Origin of the sequence: Psychrobacter sp. DD43 (genome assembly GCF_904846555.1) — a bacterium.
Taxonomy (GTDB): domain Bacteria; phylum Pseudomonadota; class Gammaproteobacteria; order Pseudomonadales; family Moraxellaceae; genus Psychrobacter; species Psychrobacter cryohalolentis.
The window spans coordinates 155,805-176,027 of record NZ_CAJHBE010000002.1 but is presented as its reverse complement, the minus strand read 5'-3'; the positions used below and the strand labels follow the sequence as shown (position 1 = coordinate 176,027).

The following is a 20,223-nucleotide window of genomic DNA, read 5'->3' as shown; positions in this document are numbered from 1 at the left end:
ACTTTATAAAGGACATTTTATGTCACGTAAGCCCGCATCACTTAGCAAATCTATCGCCCCATCAGGACCTAAAGGATTGCCTTTAAATACAACTGCCACTCAACCAAAACTGATGTTTTATGTTGGGTTTTTTGCCGTTGGCTATATGCTTGCCAGCGCTGTATTTATGATGATTCAAACCAAGCTTGCTCTCAATGCGCAATTGGTCACTGTGCTGTCTATTGTCTTGGGCGCTTATATTGCCGTACATAAGTTTATCAAGCACCAACAGCGTGCACTAGATAGAGACGAGATCAACCGCTTAATGTTTGGCGGCGTGATCGTGGTTTGGCTACTCACTATGGTTTACTTTTTGGGGATATGGGTATTTCTATTCGATTCCATCAGCCGTGAAGTGCTGCTTGAGATGAGCATGCAGCAGCCTTTACCGCTAATTTCTGCATTGATCATGATATTGGTGCTGAGTTTGGTGAGTGCACGTATCAGCATTTGGGCAATTAACCGCCTGCTTGATCCCAATCGCAAGGGCGCTTAATTGCTTACTTCCAGCAATTGAACGTTATAAACAAGCAACTACAAAGTTTTTGCCCTATTCATCTCTAAATTCCGTTACGCTGTATTTACGCTGATGAACTTTGATGAATAGGAGATAAGACCATGGAAATGTTTTTTTTTGACAATGTTGATAAGCTTGGACGTATTATTCTGACCACGGTCGTGGTCTACGTTTTGATTGTTACGTTTACTAAAATTTCAGGCAAACGCTCAACCTCTCAGCTAAATAATTTTGACTGGATTGTCACAGTGATGATTGGGTCATTAAGTGCCAGTACGATTTTACTCAAAGATATTCCGATTATCGAAGGTATGGCGGCTATTCTTTCACTGTATTTATTACAATTTTTGGTCACCAAATACGCCTCTGTTTCGCCGCAATTTAGCAGCTTTATTTTATCTGAGCCGCGTATTGTCTTTTACCAAGGACAGTTTTTGCCAGATGCCATGCGTGATGAGCGTTTGACCCGCCAAGAAATTGAGTGTGCCATGCGCTCTGAGGGTATTCATAATTTTGATGAGGTTGAAGCCGTTGTTTTTGAGTCGGATGCCAAACTGACTATTATTCCAAAGCCCAGTCCTTCTTATAGCAATAACCAAGAAGGAGATGATACGGTATCAGAGACGATTGCTCCGCTTATGTAATACAGTTGATAAAATTTTTACTAAAAACTTGGTTAGCTCTAAAAAGGATAGAGCAGCATGACTCTTCTCTTTGTCTTACTCTATCCTTTTTAGGCGGCTGTTGGACTATTAGTAAGTAAGTGGGCTTTGAAAGCATTAAAATCATAGAGAATAATTATTTATCAAACGTGTCTTGAGCAAAGAATCTAGTATTTAACAGGTTTTCTTATTACATTTATTTAACCACTTCTTAAAATGGCAGCTGTTATGAAAGTAAGAATTTTGACCGTAGGTAATAAAATGCCCAAGTGGGTACAAACTGGTTTTGATGAGTATCATAAGCGTATTCAGCCTATGCTCACTACCGAAGTCGTTGAAATTGCGGCGGCAAAACGTGCTAAGAATCCATCAGATGCCAATTTAGCTCAATATCGTGAGCAAGAAGGTCAGGCGATCTTAGCCGCTCATGCTACAGCAGGACGTGAGCAATTGTGGGTACTTGATGTCAAGGGTAAGATGCTTTCGACCGAAAATTTGGCAGATAAATTGTCTGATGGTATGCAGCAAGGCGATGATATTGCCTTGGTCATCGGTGGTGCCGATGGTGTGTCACCAGAGGTATTGGCAAAAGCAGATGTGAAATGGTCGTTATCGGCGCTTACGCTACCGCATCCTTTAGTGCGCGTTGTCCTCATGGAGCAGCTATATCGCGCGATGAGTATCAATCATAACCACCCTTATCACCGTGGTAATTAAAGTAGCAATAGAAAACTATCCCGTAGGAAAACATCATCAATCACAGTGACACAACAGATTGAAAAATGGACGCACGCCCTAATAAATGCCACATGAGATATCCTAAACCTGCAACACCCAATGCCCAAAGTATCAATCCGCAACGCAATGATAATCGCGACGATTTGCATAGCCCACTAATATCGACGCCAATTACGGCGGCGGCGGCTTGGACAGATACGCCTATCATATCGAGCGCGGCAAAGCGCCCTAAGTTACCAGCGCTGTTTATATCGCATGGTGCACCGACGCTGGCTATCGAGCAATCTGCTACGACGAGCGCGCTAGCTCGTATAGGACAAAACTTACCCAAACCTCGTGCCATAGTCATTATGTCCGCGCATTGGCAGTCAGCGAAACTTGAGATCAGCAGCAATCCTGAGCCAAAAACGTGGCATGATTTTTCAGGTTTTACTCCAGAGCTATATGAGCTGCAATATCCTGCTACTGGTCATCCAGCACTTGCTGAGACCTTGGCGCAGCAACTGAGTGCCCGTGGTATTGTTTGTAGGGTCAATCCCTTACGTGTCAGTGACCATGGGGTATGGGCGCCACTTTTACACCTGTATCCACAGGCTGATATTCCTATCGTACAAGTATCCTTGCCACAGTATTATGACAGTATCGCTTGCTATCAATTGGGCGCGCAACTGGCACGGCTGCGTGATGAGCAAATTCTGATTATTGGTTCAGGGAATATCACCCACAATTTGCAAGCGCTACGCTGGCAAGCAGACAGTATTGATCAAACCGCAAAAGATTTTAAAGTTTGGCTGCTACAACAGCTCAAAACCGACATCCCAAGCGCCTTAGACTGGCAGCAATATCCTGACTATAAAGATATCCACCCAAGTGATGAGCATTTACTGCCGCTATTTTTTGCTTTAGGTGCCGGTCAACGTGTCTCAGTCGTGCATCAAAGTATGGCGCATCATAGCTTAGGCATGGATATCTATCGCTTTGATTAAAGGCTCTCAATCAAGGCGATAGATATATGCAGGTATACCACACTACTTTTCAAAAGCAAGTTTAGTAAATAAACCTGCACGCTCCATTTCGCCTGCTACACTCAATAACGTCGTCTCATCATTCATACGCCCAATCAATTGCATGCCGATCGGCAGACCTTTTTTACTCATACCGACAGGCAACGACATGGCTGGCAAGCCTGTAATATTACCCAATAAGGTAAAACCCATCTTCCCAAGCACTGGCGAGCTTAACTTTTCAATCATGCCTGAGCTAAAAGCGTATTTGCCCATATTCATGCCTTTATTTAGCAAACCAGCACTGCGCATCAGCATTTCATCCATGCGACTTGGTGGTAATACGCCATGTTTTACTGCCGGTGTTGGAACGGTTGGGCACAAAATCATATCGTAGGTCTCTAGCAGAAGACCGGTTTGATATTGGCTATCATGCCAGCCATGCTTGGCGTGCGCCAAATCAACAGCCGATAGTGAACGTCCTAACATTGCCATATTATACGTTTGCGGTTCAAGATTTTGTATATGCTGCGCACCATAGCAACGCTCAATATTATCAATAGTAAACGCAGTATGCGCGCAAACAACGACTAAAAAATTATGCCAGAATTGTTCAATATTAATATTAGGTTCAGCCGGTATTACGCGGTGACCCATGGCTTCTAGCTGCTTAGCGGTCTGCTCTAATACGACCAGTACTTCTTTATCGACCACAGTGTTAGCGACCAATGGCTGTTGATGCAAGGCGATGGTCAGTTGTCGTGGCGCGCGCATCGCAGCTTCTAGGAAAGTACCTTTGGGCGGCGCTATGACATAAGGCGCACCGATTTCAGCACCGCTTGTTGCATCAAGCATGGCAGCACTGTCACGTACGCTACGTGTAATCACATGATCCGCTACTGCGCCGTCCCAGCTTTCACCAAATAACGGTCCCATTGGATTACGCCCGCGACTGGGTTTGAGTCCAAACGTACCACACCATGCAGCAGGGAAACGTATCGAGCCGCCACCATCACCCGCGCCTGCCATCGGCACGATACCACTCGCTACTGCCGCCGCGCTACCACCCGATGAGCCACCAGAGCTATAGCCTTTTTTAAAAGGATTGTGCGTCACGCCATGCGCTTTTGGCTCAGTGGTGATAATCAAGCCGAATTCTGGGGTATTGGTCTTACCAAAGGTATTAACCCCTGTCGCCTTCATACGCTTAACGATTTCGCTATCGTTTTTTGACATAATATTGACACTACGACTGCCCATCGTGATCGGCTCATCAGCGAAATGAAAGGACAAATCTTTTAATAAATACGGGACGCCATTAAATACACCAGCTGGCAGTCCTGCCTGCGCTGCAGCATAAGCACGCTCGTCAAAACGGTGGATAATAGCGTTCAATTTGGGATTAAGCTGATTGGCTTGATAGACCGCCGCATCAAGCAACTCTTTGGCGCTGACCTCCCTAGTATTGACCAATGCTGCTAGTGCCAATCCATCGTACTGGGTATATTCTTTAAACATAACCGACCTTCCTTGGTGAGCAATCAAATTTAACTTTTAAAAAATTGCGACGTATAGTCAAAATACTCTAAAAACGCTACGGTACTGCTGGTATAAATTTTTTGCAGCCTCTGTCTGCATGGGCACAGCAAGCAAGAAAAATTGATACCAGCAGTACATAATGTGTAGATATTACTTTTCACTGACTATATTTGTGTTAAAGACAGTCAGCAGTTTAGTATAAAACCTTTGCGTTGATAAGGAACAAACAACCTCATTGGTTATTTAGGGTATTTATAATCCTATTCGATATGCTCAATGGATAGCCCAAATTTTGCGGCTTTCAATGCTCTTTAAGGAATAAAACACCTTAATGTTTTGACAATAAAAAACGAGTCACTCTCGTTACTCGTTTTTTATTATTCATCTATTTTTCAATTAGACTTAAACGCTACATCAGCAGCTCACGTTTGCCACTCTTACCCATTGAGCTGACCAGTCCAGCCTCTTCCATCGAGTCAACAATTCGCGCAGCACGGTTATAACCGATGCTAAATTTACGCTGAATACTAGAAGCGGAAACTTTACGGGTCTCCATAATAAAACCAACGGCTTCGTTGTACAGGTCATCATCTTCACCAGAGGCATTGGCAGCACTACTGCCACCGCTAGGACTAGACAATTCAAAATTGCCTGCCATATTGTCGATATAATCAGGCGCACCGCGCTCACGCCATGCATCACAGACGCTATTGACCTCTTCATCGCTGACATAAGCTCCATGGACACGATCAGGTTCAATCTGCCCAGGCCCTAAGAACAGCATATCGCCATTACCAAGCATATCTTCTGCGCCACCACTATCCAAAATAGTCCGTGAATCGACTTTTGAGTTGACTCGTAACGCTGCTCGTACCGGAATATTGGCTTTAATCAAACCAGTAATCACATCAACTGAAGGACGCTGAGTCGCAAGGATTAAATGAATCCCTGCTGCCCGCGATTTTTGCGCCAAGCGTGTAATTAACTCTTCTGCCTGCTTACCGACCTGCATAATCATATCGGCAAACTCGTCGGCAACGATGACAATCATCGGTAAGGTTTTTAGCTTTGGTGCTTGGCTAATACTTACACTGTCATTGGGTCGCCATAATGGGTCAAGCATTGGATTGCCTGATTTTTCAGCAGCGATCACTTTTTTGTTAAACTCGTTTAGTTTACGCACTTTTAGCAAGCTCATAAGCTGATAACGACGTTCCATCTCTGCGACGCACCATGACAAGGCACTTGCCGCCTCAGTCATATCGGTAACGACTGGGGTCAGCAAATGCGGAATATCATTATAGTTGGCAAGTTCAAGCTGCTTAGGATCGATAAGAATCATTCGCAGCTCGTTCGGCGTATATTTTAGCAGCATCGATAGTAACATGGCGTTGACCAAGACTGATTTACCAGAACCCGTCGTACCAGCGACCAACATATGCGGCGCTCGTGCTAGATCAGTAATAATAGCTTTACCGCCAATATCTTTACCCATTGCCATACTGATTTGTGCTTTAGGATCTTTAAATTTTTCGGTGTCCAATAGCTCAATCAAGCGTACCATTTCGCGCTGTTTGTTGGGCACTTCAATGCCAATGTAAGGTTTACCAGGAATGACCTCGACCACACGTAAAGACGCCATTGATAATGACCGTGCCAAGTCGCGTGAAATTCCCGTGACTTTGCTGGCTTTTATCCCAGGAGCAAGATCTACTTCAAATCGTGTGACGACAGGTCCCGGAATAGCATTCACTACCTGCGCTTTTACATTAAACTCTTGCAGTTTAATCTCTAGCAGCTCTGATAACTGCTCAAGCTCAGCAAGCGTATAGCTTGGCTGACGATTGGGGTCTGGCTTATCTAAAATAGACATCTCTGGAATCGGCGTTAGGCTACTGCGATAGGCTGCCGTTTGCATCGAGCGTGATTTTTGACTGAATGCAACATCATCACTAATATGAGGCATAACGGGGGCATCAATCTCGTCAGCATCGTCAGCATCGTCGTAAACGTCGTAAGCATTGTCATCTTCCGGCATCATATCGGTAATATGATTGCTGCTATCACCTTCTGGCACCGCAAAACTCATGGTTGGTTTGGTTATTGTGGCTGATTCAATACTCAATATGGCAGCCGTACTTTCTGCCATTGGTGGCGCTGTTGGATTTGCAGGCGGCGTATTGGTCGGTGTCATATCTATTATTTTTGATGTATTCTCTACGTTAGAAATAGAATGAGACTCCAGATCTTTCAACCAGTTATTTGCATCATTATGGGGAATTTCATCAGCGGAATCGCTTAATGAGATAATAGCTTGCTTAGTAAGTGCCGCTGCCGTTTCTACTCGTGTTTCTGCTAATGCCCCTACGACAGATGATTCTTGTTCATTATCCAAATTAGTCGCTTCCGGCACTGCAGCATGCTCTGCCAACCATGCATCAACCAAGCTATCGACACTAGGCGCTGATTCAGGAGTATTTGGCTGATCTGTCGGAAAGCTCGTCGCAAAATCATCTAATAAATGCGTTGCGTGTTGCCCAGCTGATTGTTGAGTATCCTCTTGAATGATATCAAGAACAGGACTTGCAGAAGGAATGTCAGTATTTGAGCTGTCAAAAGAGGCAGTTGCTGACGTATCCGAATAGGGAGCGTTTACGACATCGTAAGGGATCGTATCTTGCTCATTTGCTATCTGATTTGCCAGTAAATCATCGACAGTATTTGCATCGTTCCATGCAAAACTTGGCTCAACCTTTCTGATAGGCGTTGGCGTAGCATTGGCAGCAGGCACTGATGTTTTATTTAAATTAGAAGTACTATTGCCAGTTGTCGTGGCGGCTGCAGTTTGCAGTTGCTCTTCTCGTCTGGCGGTCTCACTAGCCATTTGCGCCGCTGCTGCCATAGACGCTTTTACACTGGCACCCAATCCTGAAGACGATAAAAAATCTGTCAATGCAGTATTGAAGCGACCACTTCTACTATCTGGCTGTTTATTGTTAGCCTGTTCAGCTGCTTGCAACTCAAGTGGCAGTTGTTCATATTCTGGTGTGACAGTCTCATTTATCGCCGTATTATCAGTAGAGTCCTTTGCTGCATTCATGCTGTTTTCTGTCTGCTTGTCATCAATCGTATGATCAAGATTTTTGACACCTGAGCCAAACCAAGACAAGGTTTTGATTTTTTCATAAATACTCAACCAATGAATATTAAAGGCAAATGTCGCAGTGATAATGACAAATAGTGCCAAAAACGTCACACTCCCCCACTGTGATAACAGCTGTGCTAGCCTTGCTTGTAGCTCAAGACCAATAATACCACCAGCAACGCCTTTGAGTCCTGAAGATATCGGATCTGCTACCTGCTGCACCAATGCGATCATCTGAGCAAATAAGGCACTGCTGCTCAATATCAAAAACACATAAGCAACCAAACGCAGTAGCCAAAACGTTGGTTTATTGTCCCACCAAATTAGAATGGACTCATAAACCAAAAACGCCAGCAACCACCACGCACCAAAACCAAAAAAGCTATACAGCAGATCTGATAGCCATGCACCCATCTCGCCGCCCATATTATTAATAGCCGTCATATCACTACTGATGTGCGACCAGCTAGGATCATTACCGGTATAAGTCATCAAAATAACGAACAAATAAACCGCGAGGAGTAATCCCAGTAGGGTAAATATGCCCTTTTTTAAATAATCAATAATTGGTGCTGATATCACGTAACGTCTGCCTTGTTGTTAATACTCGTCATGAATACTCGATGGTCGTCAAACCATGATTAAGCCTAATCATGCTGACATAAATTCCTGATAGAAACTGCTGCAATAAGTTACTACTGATGTGGCGTAATCATACAAAAACTTTATCTAAAAATACTGCCGTAAAATATTAACTACCTTACTGTTTTTATTTTGTGATCGGCATACAACTTCTTATAATAACAAATACATAGCAGCCATTGCGACTGTGTTATCAATAAAGCGCCTAAGAAAATCAAACCAGTAGTGATTTTGCGAAAAATGCGGCTATTAAAACAGCGTGTCTGTCTTTTACAGCGAAATGTTTGAATATAAACCCGCTTTTACCATTTATATTTCAAAAGCGAGATACTTGAGTTCTAATGATACCCATATTTGTTTTAGCAAACTTGCACTTTTTGCACTCAGCCCTTATGTTATTATCACATAGCAACGATAAAAACCATTTTCGTCCTCATTTTTAACACTTATCTTTTATAATACTTATAATATGTCCTTAATATTTTAACGTTAAACCTTTTCACTTTTATTGCTCTAACAAGGAAATCTTATGGCAACTGATAACACCACGCCACGCCACGAAAAACTGATTATTTTAGGTTCAGGTCCTGCTGGCTATTCTGCCGCTGTGTATGCAGCTCGCGCCAACCTAAAGCCTGTTATGGTCACCGGTATGGAAGTCGGCGGACAGCTCACGACGACCACCGAAGTTGATAACTGGCCGGGTGATGCGCATGATTTGACGGGTCCTGCGCTGATGGAGCGTATGAAAGCCCATGCCGAACGCTTCGGTACAGAATTGGTTTATGACCATGTCAATGCTGTGAATTTAAACGTGCGCCCTTTTGAGCTGACCGGCAACAACGGCAACTACACCTGTGATGCTCTTATTATCTCAACGGGCGCATCAGCACAGTATTTAGGTCTAGAGTCAGAAACCAAATTCCGCGGTCTTGGTGTTTCTGCTTGTGCAACTTGTGATGGCTTCTTTTATAAAGACCAAAAAGTGGCAGTGATTGGTGGTGGTAATACAGCCGTTGAAGAAGCGCTATATTTATCAAATATAGCAGCCGAAGTTACGTTGGTACATCGCCGTGATAGCTTACGCTCTGAGAAAATCCTACAAGATAAGCTGTTTGAAAAAGCCAAAAATGGCAATGTCAAAATCGAGTGGAACCACAGCGTAAAAGAAGTGGTTGGCGATGACATGGGTGTCAATGGCGTTGTCATAGAATCTATGATTGATGGCAGCACCAAGCAACTGGATGTTCTTGGCATGTTTGTCGCGATTGGTCATAAGCCAAATACTGACTTATTTAAAGGTCAGTTAGAGATGAAAGACGGCTATCTTATCGTCAATAGTGGTCTTAAGGGTAATGCCACCCAAACCAGTATTGAAGGTGTCTTTGCTGCAGGTGATGTGGCGGATCACGTCTATCGCCAAGCAATTACCTCGGCGGGTACCGGCTGTATGGCAGCGCTTGATGCTGAAAAGTATCTAGATGCAATAGGCGAAACGGTCGCTCAAGATCATACTTATGCTTCAACGTTGACAGCTGACAAAGAAGCATAAATGAGCGACTTTGCTAACGATGCTGACATAACACCTGAGGCTTTTGTTCAACATATCAAAAGTCTTGGGCGTTATGCCTTTCCAGATCCGGCTTTGGTGGATCCTGATGGCATGGGCATTGTGGCTATTGGGGGAGATTTAGCCCCTGAGACACTGATTTCTGCTTACGCTCAAGGGCTATTCCCTTGGTTTAATGATAATGAGCCGATTGCATGGTGGTGCCCCGAGCCCAGATGTGTGATGCAACCGACCAACTATGAGCCGAGTAAATCGCTACGTAAGCAAGCAAACAGGGCACGTTGGCAGTTGACGCTAAATCAAGCTTTTGATGAGGTCATACACGCTTGTAGTTTACCGCGTAGTAATGGCGTCGATGACGATCTTAATGAAAGTCAGCCTGAGGGCGAGCATACTTGGATACATGACGAGATGATTGAGGCTTATAACGAGCTGCATGCTCAAGGCTTTGCTCATAGCGTTGAAGTTTGGGATGATAAAGGCGCGCTCGTTGGTGGTCTATACGGCTTAAAAATAGGCGGCATTTATTTTGGTGAGTCGATGTTTCATATCGCTTCTAATGCGTCAAAACTGGCATTTTGGGGGTTAATGCGCTTATGCGCTCAAAGCAACGTGGCACTTGTCGACTGTCAATTACCCAACGAGCATCTCATGAGTTTAGGTGCTATCACCTTACCACGTACTGATTTTTTGACTCAACTAGATATGTTAATATCTAATGATTCAAATAAATGGTACAAGAATTCGCATAAGCCTTTAGCGGTATCGCTGCTGGGAAATTTACAACCTTGGCAATTAAATCTCTAGTTTATTACTTTATTTTAAAATCTGAAATTGATCTGGCTAATGGCTAGCTAAAATAGCGCGACTCGATTGAATACCTATGATTATTACTGCTACCTTTACTCTACAATTTCTCTTGTAAAAAATAACTTATAGTTAATCCACTTTTAAAAAGGTACAGAACTAATGGGGTTAATTTTCCTTACTTGCTGTGCCTACGCAGACAGAGGCTGCGAATAATTAACCCCATTAGTTCTTTATAACATTTATACTTCTTTTATTTAGGATTGACTATACATATCACAATCATGAGTACATTATGACATCTGATAGCTCTTTTTTATTAATAGGTAAGCTTGCAAGCACAGCCAATACGACCAAAGACACTGTGCGTCACTATGATGAGCTAGGGCTGTTGAAGTCTCGTAAGCGTCAGGCAGGCTCACGGCTATATACTGAGTTTCATTCAGAATGTGTTGAGCGTATTGAATTAATTAAAAGTGCTCAAGCAATTGGCTTCACCCTGACTGAAATCAAAGACAGCCTCAATGATTATTACGATGGGCAGCTCGATATTGACTCACAGCTAAACCTTACTCAGCAAAAATTGACTCAAATTAGAAAGCAACAAGCAACCATCAGCTTAATGATAGAGATGTTAACCGAACGAATTGAAGTGCTTGAGCGAATGAAAGCGGATAGTGGATATAAGCTGGATATTGAAATCTGCAAAAAGAAAACACCCGTGCAACCTTAGAAAATTTACTCAGCTCATTCCTAGTGCGTGTCCCCATTTTGAAAATAATGATAAAAATCAGATAAATCGCTACTAAACATAAATACGCTGCATAATCAACGCATCGACTGCCGGTTGATGCGCTGCTTTATAATAACCTTTACGTGTATGAATCACTGCCAACCCTTGCTGCTCATATAAAGCAATCGCAGCAGTATTGTCTGCTCGCACTTCTAATAAAAGACTCTCTACTTGATTGGCCTTTAACGCTTTATTTAGCCTAGCAAAAATTCGTGACGCGATACCTTGACGCTGATAGTCAGGATGCGTACCAATGCGCAGGATTTCTGCTTGCTCGAACACAACTTGATATAGGCAATAGCCAACAACTTTATCAATTTGATACACGACTAATAAATCAATACTATCCTTTGTAAGCAATTCACCCAATGTCTGATAGGTCCACGCATCTTGCGGTTGAATAATAGTTTCGATAGCAGCGACAGCTTGGATGGTTGCTACTCGCTTAGCCGGCTCATCGATTAATATTTTTATATCAAACATTAGCTTTCCTTTAGTGCCTTACTTCAACTATAGATTATATATCTCGGATTATAGACGCTATTATTCTGCTATTTCTTATCCACACTCATAAAAAAGCCGTTCTCAACCAAGAGAACGGCTTTTTAGATAACAACCAGTAGATTGCTTTGCTAGCGTTACTTTACTTTGTAAATGAGCAGCTTTTAGTACTGCTTTTATTACTGATGCTTATGCGTGAACAGTAGCAACAACACCAGCGCCTACCGTACGACCGCCTTCACGAATAGCAAAGCGAAGACCTTTGTCCATAGCGATAGGGTGGATAAGCTCTACGCCCATCTCAACGTTATCGCCAGGCATGACCATCTCTGTTCCGTCTTGTAATTGGATTGCGCCAGTGACGTCAGTGGTACGGAAGTAGAACTGTGGACGATAGCCGTTTAGGAATGGTGTGTGACGACCACCCTCTTCTTTTGACAAGACATATACTTCAGCGTCAAATTTGGTATGCGGGGTGATAGAACCAGGCTTCGCTAGTACTTGACCACGTTGTACGTCTTCGCGCTTAGTACCACGTAGTAGCACGCCACAGTTTTCGCCTGCACGACCTTCGTCAAGCAGTTTACGGAACATCTCTACACCGGTACAGGTGGTTTTTTGCGTGTCACGGATACCGACGATTTCGATTTCGTCACCAACTTTAACGATACCAGATTCAACACGGCCCGTCACAACGGTACCACGACCTGAGATTGAGAATACGTCTTCGATTGGCATTAGGAATGCTTTGTCGATGTCACGCTCAGGCTCTGGGATGTAGGTGTCTAGAATGTGTAGCAGTTCTACGACAGCAGGTTCGCCGTATTTGCCGTCGTTGCCTTTAAGGGCTTCAGTGGCTGAGCCTTTGATGATTGGGGTGTCGTCACCTGGGAAGTCATAGTCGCTTAATAATTCACGAACTTCCATCTCTACTAGCTCAAGCAGTTCTTCGTCATCAACAACGTCGCATTTGTTCATGAATACGACGATGTACGGTACGCCAACCTGACGTGAAAGCAGGATGTGCTCACGGGTTTGTGGCATAGGGCCGTCAGTTGCAGATACAACTAGGATTGCGCCGTCCATCTGGGCTGCACCGGTGATCATGTTTTTAACATAATCGGCGTGACCTGGGCAATCAACGTGAGCGTAATGACGTGATGGGGTGTCATATTCTACGTGTGAGGTGTTGATGGTGATGCCACGTGCTTTTTCTTCTGGTGCTGAGTCAATAGACGCGTAGTCTTTGGCTTCGCCACCAGAGGTGATTGCAGCTACGGTTGCGATAGCAGCAGTAAGGGTGGTTTTACCATGGTCAACGTGTCCGATGGTGCCGACGTTAACATGGGGTTTTAGACGTTCAAACTTGGCCTTTGCCATGGGTATTTCCTCTTTTTTTGGTGAATATTTATCAATCAAAGATCGGTAAATAACGGTTTGACGGCTTATGATGTATGACCATCAAACCGTTGACACTGTGCTTTTTGTATCTAAACAATATCTATTAGAACAATAGTTGTAGCGCTATACTATCAGTGTGTTCGATATTTTAACGGTTAAGCGTATAAATAGGGGCATTATACGTGCTTTTCACTCTATTGAACATGAGAAGTTAATATACAGCACCGCTGTTGCACTACTTTATCCCGCTATTATTCATTTAATCCTTTATACAGCTCATTTATTAGATAAAGATAACACCTACTAATAAACTGACAGCGCAAAAAGGCAACACCTCAGTGTCACCTTTGAATTATTATCTGCCACACTGTTTGTATAATTTTCGATATTTTATAATTTCGATACCAATACTAAGCTATAGGTAAAATTAGCAAAGCAAATATAAAGAATAGAACAATAAATGGAGCTCATATTGAGAATTGAACTCAAGACCTCTCCCTTACCAAGGGAGTGCTCTACCGCTGAGCTATATGAGCGTACTTTTAACAACTACAATAGCCAACCGGTAAGTTGTACTAAAAAAATATCACGATACAGCAATAATAACTGACTGTCGTGATAAATATTGATGGTTTGTGCGATGGTACATATATGGAGCGGGTGGCGGGAATCGAACCCGCGTCATTAGCTTGGAAGGCTAAGGTGTTACCATTATACCACACCCGCATTTACTCTAATCTGGATGGATTCTAATAAAGAACATTGATTGATATAGAGTATGCTTGGCGCTAAGACAAACTTAGAAAAAATATGGTGGTGGGAGAAGGATTCGAACCTTCGAAGCTTTCGCGACAGATTTACAGTCTGTTGGGTTTGACCGCTCCCCAATCCCACCTAGATTGCTTTGTACAAAAATACTTTTAATTTAAAGCAAATTCATAAAAAGCGGCTTTGAGAGAGATGGTGCCGACTGCCGGGATCGAACTGGCGACCTACTGATTACAAGTCAGTTGCTCTACCAACTGAGCTAAGTCGGCTTGTTCTCTCAAAGTGGTGGCTATTCTATCAAATATCTTGGCAGACGCAAGCCCTTTTTTAGTATTTTTAACTTTATTTTAATAAAAAATCTCAAACAGTTGATTATAAAAGGATTTTTATTCCAGACAAACAGCTTGTTCTATCACCGTTATTGCAACGACTTATCTTTCAGCTAAATACCTAACTGCTAAACTCTTTTGAATGGGTTGTATATCACTCAAAATACTCAATAATTATAGTCAGTGAAAAGTAATATCGACACATTATGTACTGCTAGTATAGTCAGTTCAAAATAAAAGCGCTACGATTGTAATAACGTGCTATTTGCTATAATTTTTCTTGCTTGCTGTTCGCAGGCGTGACAGAGGCTGCAAAAAATTTATAGTCAATAGCACTGTATTGTTTTTAAAGTGAATCGACTATATCAATTTTGCTCACTTGCTCTAAAATTATTGAGCAAAACGGTGCAGTATTTATCTTAGCATGAGGCTAATGCCTTAAAGCCAGTCGATTACAAGTTTTATAAGTACGCAGCTTTATGATTCAAATACATAAAGACCGCTTTATCATTAAAGATTGGCTATAACATGCCCGTATTAAACAGCCACAGTGCTAAGCCAATAATGATAATCGCGACAAACACCCATATAAACCAACTCCCGCTCGGTTTCTTTTCAACCGATCCTGTAGTGGCGGGGTTATCAAGCGCTTGATCCATCGCATTATTGCCAGTAGTGCCCAAATCACGAGATTGACCTAGATTGGCTGTACCCGAAAACTGTGACGTGGCTGTCTGTTTTGCACGCAGGACATCCGGATCTGCTTCTTCTTGCAGGGCGGTTTTGGTGGTTTTGTCATGCTCTGGCTCAATAGCTGCCTCAACGACTGGCGCTGCATTTCCAAGAGACGTTTCTGAAAGGGTTTCAGCTACCGCAACTTTATGGAGCACAGGCTCATCAGCTAAGACGGGCGGCTCTACGAGTAATTCTTGATGAGCGGAAGGGGTTGACATGGTTTCGGTCGGCACAGTGCCTGTTGGTGTAGACTGCGTTACTTCCTGCTCAGCAGCCGCACTAGGGATACTTGAGGTTTCAGTAGGACTATATTCTACTTCGCTCAATACAGGTTCGGCTTTGTCTGCGGCGGCTAAGATGTCAGTAATGCCTGTTTCTTTAACGACTGGTTCACTCATCTGAGCAGCGCTATCCACTGGTTCTGCTTGCACATCAGCAACAGGCATAGTAGCAACAGGTGTAGTTTGTGAAGTATTTTCGACAGGTAATATCTCTTCGATTATCGTTTCTTTGACGACTGGCTCTGCTTCAACAATAGGTGCTATCTCAGTATCAGGACTCAACATCAACGTTGGTTTATCTGCAACTGCTTGCTCATGAATAACAGTAGCAGCTACTGGCGCACTTACCTGAAAACTAAAGCTTGCAAACCCAAGCGTATCCTCTGCTGCTAAGTGCTTCGATTCATTGGCAGCGATACGCTCATCATTAATAAAAGTGCCGTTTGACGACTCTAGATCTGTCACATATAGCTGACCGTTTAAGACACTCAGTTGGGCATGATTGCGCGAAATTTGCTTGCTGCCTAGTACCAAATCATTATCACTACCACGGCCCACAGAGAGGCTGTCAGTGACCGTCAATGTCAGATCACCAAGTGCTTCTGTCAGGGCATTTAGCTGCCATGTATTGGTCGTTGCGGCATTCATATTATCGATATCGTTTGTCATGCGATGACTCCTTATTTATTATTAAATATTTCATGATGGTCATTAGCTGATCCATCCCATTATATCTTACGTTTATAGCTATATTATTTAGGGATAAAGCGTGGTTGTATGATACCGCCAAGCTTATTGTAAGGAATGCTGAGCACTGGCATACCATAAGCATAGGGAGCGATATCATAAGGCTGATAACGAATATCAATTCCTTTATCCGTCAATGTCACGTTGTCACTTAAGGTAAATGGCCAATTTTTCTCGTAGTTTTTAATATCTTTATCGACCGTTTTTACCCAGTCCTTATACGCATTATAAGCAAGCGCCTTAAACTGTGATTTTTTACCGCTTTGCAGCATATCAGCCAGTTTAATTTGTTTTTTCGTCTTTTGATCAAATACCAAATATTCGCTATATGGCATGCCATGTGCGCCGCCAACAAAGACATATGAGCTTATCTCGAACGTCTCAAAATCATTGATATGACCCACGTATTCAGGTGTCACCTTTAGGCTGTAGGCAAATGCACTGTCACTCGGTAGCTCATTAAATTGCGAGGCGACAAAACCATCAAGCGCGCTTTTGACAGCGGCTGGAGTGGTTTTGGTAGTGATAGGCGCAGATTCAGATGGTTTACTATTAATAACCAACGTATTGATGCGCTGATTGGTAATATCATTGATCCATTTGTGATTGGTATTAAGATATTTAACTTCAATCTCAGGACAATTATCACCCGCCGTGCAGCTTTCTTGTAGTTTTTTAGGTAACTGATAATCGAGATATTCTGTACTGCTAAAAAGGCTACTGGCATACGCTGAGAAACTTAATGTGCCAAACAGCAATGCACTACCTACTAGTGAAAACAGACGCAGCCTAGCCGCTTCTGTAGAAGATTGCTGGGCTGATTGCGACTTAATAACAGGGCATTGGTTAGCAGTTTTCATATAGCCTCTTTAATATACCTATAGTGAATTTACTACAAAAATGTTATAGCGCTATTGGTATGAATTTTACGCAGCCTCTGGGAACGCAGCACGCCAGTAAAATTTATACCAATAGCGCGTTTAAATTTTCATAACATTTCTATTTTCATCTAACTATATAAAGGTTTACTGATAGTCTACCGTAACCTTTGTCCTATATTGTAGGAACACTGTTCGTGTTGTCGAGGGTTCACTTTTGATAACAAACCAGTATGAAACTCTCTAGATATAGTTAAAATATCTCAAAAACGCTACAGTGCTGCTGGTATAAATTTTTTGCAGCCTCTGTCTGCATAGGCACAGCAAGCAAGAAAAATTAATATCAGCAGTACTTGATGTATCGATATTACTTTTCTCTGACTATAGCTCATAAAAAAGACACGATAGCGTGTCTTTTAAGATTAAGCAAAGTGGAATAATGGATTCTAGTGCTCGCGCGTATTGCTAAACGTCACTTCTGGATAGCGATCTTGCATCAGCTGCAAGTTCACCCGTGATGGCGCAAGATAAGTCAGATGACCACCACCATCTAGCGATAGTTGATCATGGGCTTTGCGCTTAAACTTGGCTAACGCAATCTCATCATCGCAATGAATCCAACGTACCGTCGCAATCGATACCGGCTCAAAGATACACTGTACTTTGTACTCTTCTTTTAGGCGATGGGCGACCACTTCAAACTGTAGTACACCAACCGCGCCTAAGATTAAATCATTATTAATCTGCGGCATAAAGACCTGCGTTGCGCCCTCTTCACTCAACTGCTGTAGACCTTTTTGCAGCGCTTTTGATTTGAGCGGATCTTTTAGAATGACACGGCGGAACAGCTCAGGAGCAAAATGTGGGATACCAGTAAAATTCAGCTCTTCGCCTTCAGTGAAGCTATCACCAATAGAAATCGTACCGTGATTATGCAAACCAATAATATCACCCGGATAGGCTTCTTCTAGTGCTTCTCGATCACCTGCCAAAAAGGTCAGTGCATCGGCAATACGTACATCCTTACCCAAACGCACATGCTTCAATTTCATGCCTTTTTCATACTTGCCTGAGCAGACACGTAAAAATGCAATGCGATCACGATGACGCGGATCCATGTTTGCCTGAATCTTAAAGACAAAACCACTAAACGCTGTCTCAGTCGCAGCTACTTCACGTTCATTGGTCGGATGCGCTTTTGGTGGCGGCGCATATTTGATTAAAGTATCAAGTACCATATTGACGCCAAAGTTACCTAGCGCTGTACCGAACAATACGGGTGTCATCTCACCGGCTAAAAACTCTTCAACATCGAAGTCTTCTAGCGCCATTTGTACCAATTCTAATGACTCTTCAAACGAGGCGAACATTAAAGCGCCTAAGCGCTCACGGATATCAGGATAATCATAGCCTTCGCGCGTCTCAGCGACCGTCATATCACCGCCATGACCTTTCTCATAAAAATAGGTTTTGTTTTCGGTTAAATGATAGACACCAACAAAATCCTGTCCCATACCGATAGGCCAAGTGACGGGAATACATTTAATCTTTAATACCGCTTCGATTTCACTCAATAGCTCAAGCGGCTCACGAATCTGGCGGTCAAGTTTATTGACGAATGAGATGATGGGCGTATCACGCATCCGGCAAACCTCCATCAATTTGATGGTACGTTCTTCGACACCTTTTGCGCCATCGACCATCATCAGCGCACTGTCTACAGCGGTCAGAGTACGATAGGTATCTTCACTAAAGTCAGCGTGACCCGGTGTATCTAGCAGGTTGACCATATGTTCTTTATAAGGGAACTGCATGACCGAGGTGGTAATAGAAATACCACGCTCCTGCTCCATACTCATCCAATCAGATGTGGCATGGCGGTCGGTTTTACGACCTTTGACCTCGCCCACTACTTGAATCGCTTTACCCCATAGCAGCAGTTTTTCGGTCATCGTAGTCTTACCAGCATCAGGATGCGAGATGATGGCAAAGGTGCGGCGTTTGGCCACTTCTTTATTTAATTTCTTTGGATCTACGCTCATAATTATTGGCTTCAACGTTGTGTTATTTAGAAATCAATCTAAATAAATAGTGTAAACAATGGGCATATTGTAGCGGATTTAGCGTCAAGGTGCAGAATTAGCGTATAAAAAAACACTCTCTATCAAGCAAATAGAGAGTGTTTATGACTTTTTAAGCTTAATAATATTTTGTGATTTGCGTGGCTAAAAAGTCGGCGGTTACTTTATTAACTATAATCAGTCCTAAATAAAAGCGATACGATTGTAATAACGTGCTATTGGCTATAATTTTTTCTTGCTTACTGTTCGCAGGCGTGACAGAGGCTGCGAAAAATTAACTTCAGCAGTTCTGTACTTTTTTAAAAGTGGATTAACTATATCGTGCAATCGCATTTTAGCTGCGCCCGATGATACTTATTGTCAGCTCATTTACTGGCCGAACCAACAACAGCGTCTTCGCTGCTAAACTTAGAAAATAAACTTAGAAAATAAACTTAGAAGATAAACTTACAAATTCATAGCATACTTTTACCGCCGCTATATAAAGCTCGCCTTGTCCTCTGTTATGCTAGATGGGCTATTTTAAAACCAGCTATAATAAGACTGAAAAGTACTATCTAAAAAATGATGGACAACAATTCACATAAAAGGATACATTATGGAAACCTTATATTCGACCAAAGCCTCTGTCACTGGTGGCCGTGCAGGTAGCGCTAGCCTTCAAGACAGCGACTTGACGATTAATATGGTTGCACCTGGTTCTGGTAAAGACGGTAATAATCCAGAGCAACTGTTCGCTATGGGCTATGCTGCTTGTTTTGATGGTGCACTTGGCGCCGTCAAAGGGGCAGAAAAAGCAAAGTTTGATTCGACCACTGAAATATCAGTAGACCTGATGAAAGGTGATGGTCTTGACTTTAAATTAGCAGCAAAAATTCATGTGACGGGTGAGAATACTGACTTATCTGCTGATGAGTTTCAGACGTTAGTCGAAAAGGCGCATCAAGTTTGCCCATATTCTAAAGCGACCCATGGTAATGTCGATAGCGCAGTAACCTCAGAAGTAAAATAAGTTTCTAGTAACTACAATAGTTACAATGATAAAA

Annotated in this window: 15 protein-coding genes and 4 tRNA genes; 8 read left to right on the top strand and 11 right to left on the bottom strand. The window is 42.8% G+C overall.

Going from position 1 to position 20,223, the window contains the following annotated elements; all coding sequences use genetic code 11:
* Window positions 1-19: 19 nt before the first annotated feature.
* The 4 genes from JMX89_RS01880 to JMX89_RS01865 all read left to right on the top strand — a co-directional run bounded on the left by JMX89_RS01880 (window position 20) and on the right by JMX89_RS01865 (window position 2,942).
* Window positions 20-535: an ABZJ_00895 family protein gene (locus JMX89_RS01880; RefSeq protein ID WP_201550652.1), complete on the top strand. Its 516-nt coding sequence runs from the start codon at window positions 20-22 to the stop codon at window positions 533-535.
* Window positions 536-657: 122 nt separating this feature from the next.
* Complete coding sequence (locus tag JMX89_RS01875) at window positions 658-1,200, top strand: DUF421 domain-containing protein (protein WP_201530739.1); 543 nt, start codon at window positions 658-660, stop codon at window positions 1,198-1,200.
* A 246-nt stretch (window positions 1,201-1,446) separates the two neighbouring features.
* Window positions 1,447-1,935: a 23S rRNA (pseudouridine(1915)-N(3))-methyltransferase RlmH gene (gene rlmH, locus JMX89_RS01870; RefSeq protein WP_020442765.1), complete on the top strand. Its 489-nt coding sequence runs from the start codon at window positions 1,447-1,449 to the stop codon at window positions 1,933-1,935.
* Between the two features lie 92 nt (window positions 1,936-2,027).
* Complete coding sequence (locus JMX89_RS01865; RefSeq protein ID WP_227672977.1) at window positions 2,028-2,942, top strand: DODA-type extradiol aromatic ring-opening family dioxygenase; 915 nt, start codon at window positions 2,028-2,030, stop codon at window positions 2,940-2,942.
* Between the two features lie 42 nt (window positions 2,943-2,984).
* Here the strand turns inward: JMX89_RS01865 and JMX89_RS01860 are convergent, their stop codons facing one another.
* Together JMX89_RS01860 and JMX89_RS01855 are read right to left on the bottom strand one after the other, a co-directional pair.
* Window positions 2,985-4,478 (bottom strand): amidase, encoded by a 1,494-nt coding sequence (locus tag JMX89_RS01860; protein WP_201550649.1) that lies wholly within the window; start codon window positions 4,476-4,478, stop codon window positions 2,985-2,987.
* A 430-nt stretch (window positions 4,479-4,908) separates the two neighbouring features.
* A complete protein-coding gene (locus JMX89_RS01855) occupies window positions 4,909-8,226 on the bottom strand; it encodes a DNA translocase FtsK (protein WP_201550646.1) in 3,318 nt (1,105 codons plus the stop codon).
* Window positions 8,227-8,815: 589 nt separating this feature from the next.
* Between JMX89_RS01855 and trxB the strand changes: the two genes are divergently transcribed.
* The 3 genes from trxB to JMX89_RS01840 all read left to right on the top strand — a co-directional run bounded on the left by trxB (window position 8,816) and on the right by JMX89_RS01840 (window position 11,396).
* Window positions 8,816-9,838 (top strand): thioredoxin-disulfide reductase, encoded by a 1,023-nt coding sequence (trxB, locus tag JMX89_RS01850; protein WP_201550643.1) that lies wholly within the window; start codon window positions 8,816-8,818, stop codon window positions 9,836-9,838.
* Window positions 9,839-10,663, top strand: coding sequence for a leucyl/phenylalanyl-tRNA--protein transferase (aat, locus tag JMX89_RS01845; RefSeq protein ID WP_201550641.1), 825 nt, complete (start codon window positions 9,839-9,841; stop codon window positions 10,661-10,663).
* A 295-nt stretch (window positions 10,664-10,958) separates the two neighbouring features.
* Entirely contained in the window at window positions 10,959-11,396 is a 438-nt protein-coding gene (locus JMX89_RS01840; RefSeq protein ID WP_201550638.1) for a MerR family transcriptional regulator, read from the top strand.
* Between the two features lie 72 nt (window positions 11,397-11,468).
* On the opposite strand, the gene rimI is transcribed toward JMX89_RS01840, so the two are convergent.
* The 9 genes from rimI to JMX89_RS01795 all read right to left on the bottom strand — a co-directional run bounded on the left by rimI (window position 11,469) and on the right by JMX89_RS01795 (window position 19,138).
* On the bottom strand, window positions 11,469-11,939 hold the full coding sequence (gene rimI, locus JMX89_RS01835) for a ribosomal protein S18-alanine N-acetyltransferase (RefSeq protein ID WP_201550635.1): 471 nt from the start codon (window positions 11,937-11,939) through the stop codon (window positions 11,469-11,471).
* Window positions 11,940-12,146: 207 nt separating this feature from the next.
* Window positions 12,147-13,337: an elongation factor Tu gene (gene tuf, locus JMX89_RS01830; protein WP_201550632.1), complete on the bottom strand. Its 1,191-nt coding sequence runs from the start codon at window positions 13,335-13,337 to the stop codon at window positions 12,147-12,149.
* 482 nt (window positions 13,338-13,819) lie between these two features.
* Window positions 13,820-13,894: transfer RNA gene (locus JMX89_RS01825), tRNA-Thr, on the bottom strand.
* 116 nt (window positions 13,895-14,010) lie between these two features.
* Window positions 14,011-14,084, bottom strand: a tRNA-Gly gene (locus JMX89_RS01820).
* An 85-nt stretch (window positions 14,085-14,169) separates the two neighbouring features.
* Window positions 14,170-14,253 (bottom strand) — tRNA-Tyr (locus JMX89_RS01815).
* Window positions 14,254-14,319: 66 nt separating this feature from the next.
* Window positions 14,320-14,395 (bottom strand) — tRNA-Thr (locus tag JMX89_RS01810).
* A gap of 581 nt (window positions 14,396-14,976) precedes the next feature.
* Window positions 14,977-16,140 carry an FHA domain-containing protein gene (locus tag JMX89_RS01805; protein WP_201550628.1) on the bottom strand — a complete coding sequence of 388 codons (1,164 nt, stop codon included), beginning with the start codon at window positions 16,138-16,140 and terminating at the stop codon, window positions 14,977-14,979.
* 83 nt (window positions 16,141-16,223) lie between these two features.
* Window positions 16,224-17,078 (bottom strand): RsiV family protein, encoded by an 855-nt coding sequence (locus JMX89_RS01800; RefSeq protein ID WP_201550625.1) that lies wholly within the window; start codon window positions 17,076-17,078, stop codon window positions 16,224-16,226.
* Window positions 17,079-17,542: 464 nt separating this feature from the next.
* The gene (locus tag JMX89_RS01795; protein WP_201550622.1) at window positions 17,543-19,138 is read right to left on the bottom strand and encodes a peptide chain release factor 3; all 1,596 of its coding nucleotides are present in this window, start codon (window positions 19,136-19,138) and stop codon (window positions 17,543-17,545) included.
* A 637-nt stretch (window positions 19,139-19,775) separates the two neighbouring features.
* On the opposite strand from JMX89_RS01795, the gene JMX89_RS01790 reads away from it, so the two are divergent.
* Window positions 19,776-20,189 (top strand): organic hydroperoxide resistance protein, encoded by a 414-nt coding sequence (locus tag JMX89_RS01790; RefSeq protein WP_201550620.1) that lies wholly within the window; start codon window positions 19,776-19,778, stop codon window positions 20,187-20,189.
* Window positions 20,190-20,223 lie beyond the last annotated feature (34 nt).

Bases quoted from the DNA above. Each gene is read 5' to 3' on its own strand.
- trxB (WP_201550643.1), top strand. From the start codon at position 8,816: ATGGCAACTGATAACACCACGCCACGCCACGAAAAACTGATTATTTTA.
- JMX89_RS01805 (WP_201550628.1), bottom strand. From the start codon at position 16,140: ATGACAAACGATATCGATAATATGAATGCCGCAACGACCAATACATGG.
- JMX89_RS01860 (WP_201550649.1), bottom strand. From the start codon at position 4,478: ATGTTTAAAGAATATACCCAGTACGATGGATTGGCACTAGCAGCATTG.
- aat (WP_201550641.1), top strand. From the start codon at position 9,839: ATGAGCGACTTTGCTAACGATGCTGACATAACACCTGAGGCTTTTGTT.
- JMX89_RS01875 (WP_201530739.1), top strand. From the start codon at position 658: ATGGAAATGTTTTTTTTTGACAATGTTGATAAGCTTGGACGTATTATT.
- JMX89_RS01800 (WP_201550625.1), bottom strand. From the start codon at position 17,078: ATGAAAACTGCTAACCAATGCCCTGTTATTAAGTCGCAATCAGCCCAG.
- JMX89_RS01840 (WP_201550638.1), top strand. From the start codon at position 10,959: ATGACATCTGATAGCTCTTTTTTATTAATAGGTAAGCTTGCAAGCACA.
- JMX89_RS01795 (WP_201550622.1), bottom strand. From the start codon at position 19,138: ATGAGCGTAGATCCAAAGAAATTAAATAAAGAAGTGGCCAAACGCCGC.
- rlmH (WP_020442765.1), top strand. From the start codon at position 1,447: ATGAAAGTAAGAATTTTGACCGTAGGTAATAAAATGCCCAAGTGGGTA.
- JMX89_RS01790 (WP_201550620.1), top strand. From the start codon at position 19,776: ATGGAAACCTTATATTCGACCAAAGCCTCTGTCACTGGTGGCCGTGCA.
- tuf (WP_201550632.1), bottom strand. From the start codon at position 13,337: ATGGCAAAGGCCAAGTTTGAACGTCTAAAACCCCATGTTAACGTCGGC.
- JMX89_RS01880 (WP_201550652.1), top strand. From the start codon at position 20: ATGTCACGTAAGCCCGCATCACTTAGCAAATCTATCGCCCCATCAGGA.
- rimI (WP_201550635.1), bottom strand. From the start codon at position 11,939: ATGTTTGATATAAAAATATTAATCGATGAGCCGGCTAAGCGAGTAGCA.
- JMX89_RS01865 (WP_227672977.1), top strand. From the start codon at position 2,028: ATGAGATATCCTAAACCTGCAACACCCAATGCCCAAAGTATCAATCCG.